Source organism: Acetivibrio sp. (assembly GCF_035371925.1).
Taxonomy (GTDB): Bacteria; Bacillota; Clostridia; order Acetivibrionales; family Acetivibrionaceae; genus Hungateiclostridium.
This window is the reverse complement of the sequence record NZ_DAORXT010000147.1, coordinates 1-4,127: the sequence shown is the minus strand read 5'-3', so window position 1 is coordinate 4,127 and position 4,127 is coordinate 1. Positions and strand designations below refer to the sequence as shown.

The following is a 4,127-nucleotide window of genomic DNA, read 5'->3' as shown; positions in this document are numbered from 1 at the left end:
TGGGGAATTGGGAGTCAACTGATCGCAGCCATGCTGACACTACCGGCGACTTTTTTCTTTTATAAAGGTCTCAGAGACTGGATAAAGGCCCTAGTAAGGGGTAAGGAATTCTTCTCAAAAGTTCTCGACTCTCCCGATGACGTTTTTAATCGTTTAAGGCAGTCTCCGCGTCCTGGAAGAATATCGGTTATGATACCGTTATTGATGGCAAGGATAATTAGAAGTAATGGAGGTTTCATTCCAACCGTATATAAAGTTATGCGCATGAGAAGATCGGGCGGTATTTTATGGTATGTAAAGATTTTGTACGCCAACCATGCAGGGTTCATTAGTTCTTGTGACAATAAACAGAAAAATAGAATAGAAAAAAACTGTATTCCATTTAGGAAACTGAATCTTACAGTAAACAAGAAGATAGGCATACATGTACATTTATATTATTTGGATTTATTGGATGAAATAATTTATTATCTAACTAATATTAAACATAGATACAATTTGTTTATAACAATACCGAGCGAGAGAAGAAGTACAGTTGCTGACATTTATAAAAAAACAAAGAGTAAACTAATATACGCGGAACGTATAGAAGTTTTGCCTGTTGAAAACAGAGGAAGAAATTTTGGTCCATTTTTGGTTGCGCTGAGAGGTAAGATTGATAGAAATGAATATATACTCCATATTCATTCGAAGAAAAGTTTGTATTCCGGTAAGGAACAATTTGCTTGGAGAAGACACGTCTACGACAGTTTATTGGGGAGTCCTTATGTAATTGATAATATTCTGTGGTTGTTGGAAAATAGCAATGTCGGTTATATTGCACCTAAAAGTAGCGATATAATTCCATACTGGGCACATTCTTGGCTTTCTAATACACAAAGCGGAGCATTGTTGAGTGAGAAGTTAATGATGAGTTTAGATCTGCATTCATATGCTGATTTTTCCGTTGGATCGATGTTTTGGTGTAAGAAATCGGCAATAAAACAATTGTTTGATGTATGTTTTCAACTAGAAGATTTTCCACAGGAACCTATACCAAACGATGGTACTATATGTCATGCTATTGAAAGGTGTTTTGGGCAAATTACAAAATTTAACGGATTTGAGATTGCAGAAGTAGACGTTGAAAGAGAAGTATTTAATATTGGTTCATTTTCAAAAAACCTAAGTCAGTATTGGAAAAAAACAATTAAAGACTTGGTGGAATTTACCTATCCATATAAAACGATATCATTTGATATCTATGACACTGTTGTTACTCGAATTTTAGTGGAACCGGATGATATATTCAAAATAATGCAGGAGGTTATAGATTCACATATTAAAGCTAAAATTGGTGATTTCGTCAAATTACGAAAGACTACTGAAACTATATTGCGCGCTAAAATAAAGCGAAATAACGATGTAAACATAGATCAGATATATTCAAGGATAGCAGTCGTTAGTGGCTTGAATACATTAGAAGTAAAATATTTAATGGATCTGGAAATATCATTGGAGAAAATTCTTGTTAGACCTAGACAGGTTATTTTGCAACTTATTTATAACCTTATCGAGCAAGGCAAGAGAATAATTTTTTCTTCTGATATGTATTTGACAACATCACATTTGAAACAAATAATGGGGCCATTATTGAGTGCAGAAAATTTCGAAATCAAGGTTTCTTCTGAAACAGGGTTGAGGAAGGATAGAGGTGATTATTGGGACAACTTCAAAAATGAGATAGAATGTCATATTGGAGATAATGAACACTCAGATATACAACTATGTGTAGATAGGAAAATACCTACATTCCATGTCATGTCTCCTAAGAGAATGCTAGAATTATGCAACAATTTGCAGGAACCTCTTCCACCCCGCATTTCCGCTATCGATTCGATAATTCTTGGATTATCAATGTATAAAATATTTTCAGATCCGTTTGCGTTGCATGACCATGGGGATTTGTTTTTTAAAAAACCAAATGATTTCGGATATGCTGTGATTGGACCATTAGTATTTACCTTTATGCTTTGGCTTCACAAACATATTAAGGAAAATAACATCAATAAAATTGCCTTTTTGAGCCGCGAAGGATTTTATTTAGAAAAAATGTATAAAAAGTTCTTAATTCTAAGTCATGAGCATGGTGCTATTGAAGTTATTTATCTTGAATGTTCGCGTAGAGCAGTGGTTATGGCATCTTTAGAAAATTCTCAAGATGTATACGAATCACTTGACATCCCTTATAATTCTACTTTTTCAAATTTAATGTTTTCAAGGTATGGTATTGAAATTAACAAAAATGATAGAAATTATTTGGAAGAGGTGAGTCTCCCTCAACAAAAAGAAAAAGTAAAGAATATGATGATTCCTTATATTAACGAGATAATTGAGAAAGCAAGTGTTGAACGTAATGCGTATTTAAAGTATTTGAATTCAGTAAATTTGCAAAAGGGTTGCCAAAAGTTTGCTGTTGTTGATATTGGTTATAGCGGAACAATGCAAAAGTACCTGCAAAAAATTATTGATTCGGAAATTTTGGGTTATTATATGTATTGTTTTCCGGACAATATTAATAAAAATAATATTATAGCAAAAGGATGTTTTGGTGAAATGAACCGCGAGGCTATTAGCAAGGAGACAACTATAAAAACTCAAATACTAGAAGCTATTATGACAGCACCTACAGGCCAATTAGTAAAATTCATTAATATAGATGATGGTAAACTCCAACCAGTGCGAAATGATCATGTCCTGACATCAGAAGAAATGAAAATCATTGATGAAATATGGAACGGTGTTGAACAATACATTGAAGATGCAACTAAATTGATACTAAACACGGAGCTAATAAAAAGCGAGGTTATTCCTTCAAAAGATGTGGCTATGTATTTTTTTAACCAATTCTGCTTAGATCCTAGAAGTATGGTTGATGACAACGTTATGAGGGTTTTCAAAGTCGATGATAGATATGTTAGTAATAGAACATTAATCCCATTCTCTGAAAGATTAAATCGAATTGGGGATCGGAGAAGGTCTGAAGCTATTGGCTATTTACCTGCGCAATGGCCAACTTTATGAAAATATAATGGACAGAGTAGACCCCCTAGGTTACAAGACCGATTTTGTTTTACTGTTGACTGTTTTGCAATTAGAATAAAATGCTATCTGTGCTTAATAGACGTACAGACCGCTAGTATCGATACTTAGCCGTATAATTAAATTTTACTTCTAGAATTGTTGCATCCTGGAGTGCTTAATTTGAAAAGGCATCATTTGTCAATATTTATCTGCGAATAGAATAACTTTACAGGTGCAATGATGAAGCCGCAACGCATATCTATTGCTCTATGTACTTGCAATGGTGAAAAATATTTACGGGAGCAGTTGGACAGCATAGAATTCCAGACTCGCCTGCCCGACGAGTTGGTTGTTTGCGACGATGCTTCCAGCGACCATACAGTGGAAATCATCGAAGCGTTTGCCTCTACAGTATTGTTTCCGGTTCACCTAACCATCAATAAAAAAAACCTCGGCTCAACAAAGAATTTTGAAAAGGCAATCGGTTTGTGCCGGGGCGATATTATTGTGCTGTCCGACCAGGACGATGTCTGGTATCCCGAAAAATTAAGGCGCCTGGAAGCCGTATTTTCAGGTTCCTCTCAAATCGGAGCTGTTTTCACAGATGCCCAGGTGGTGGACGAGCAGTTAAATCCACTGGGTTACAGCCTATGGCAATCGGTAGGATTTGGCGGACGAGAACAGAGAAGGCTTGCCGATGGAAAAGCCTTCGATGTTCTGTTAAGACGGAACGTTGTTACTGGCTGTACAATGGCCTTCAGAAGCGAGTTCAAGGATATGGTGTTGCCTATTCCAGAGAAACATGTGCATGACGCCTGGATAGCGATTATTATCTCTGCAATAGCAAAAGTGGTTGCACTTCCTGAGCCGCTCATCAAGTACCGTCAGCATGCCCGAAATCAGATCGGGGCTGCGAACCCTGGAATTCGACGGCAGTTGAACACAACATTTAAGCTTTGTGATAGGAGTGTGTACTTAAGAGAAGCGGACTTTTATAATGAAGTAAAACAGAGGCTGCGGCGAGCAGGTGAAACTTCTGTATCTTCCGATTTGACAGTGAAACT

General features: G+C 36.3%; 2 protein-coding genes. Both read left to right on the top strand.

Annotated elements, in window-relative coordinates; translation table 11 throughout:
* Positions 1-189 precede the first annotated feature (189 nt).
* Positions 190-3,063: a rhamnan synthesis F family protein gene (locus PLH43_RS13160; RefSeq protein WP_324363868.1), complete on the top strand. Its 2,874-nt coding sequence runs from the start codon at positions 190-192 to the stop codon at positions 3,061-3,063.
* A gap of 306 nt (positions 3,064-3,369) precedes the next feature.
* Positions 3,370-4,127, top strand: a 758-nt coding sequence (locus PLH43_RS13155) for a glycosyltransferase family 2 protein (RefSeq protein ID WP_324363866.1), incomplete at its 3' end; no start/stop codon positions are given.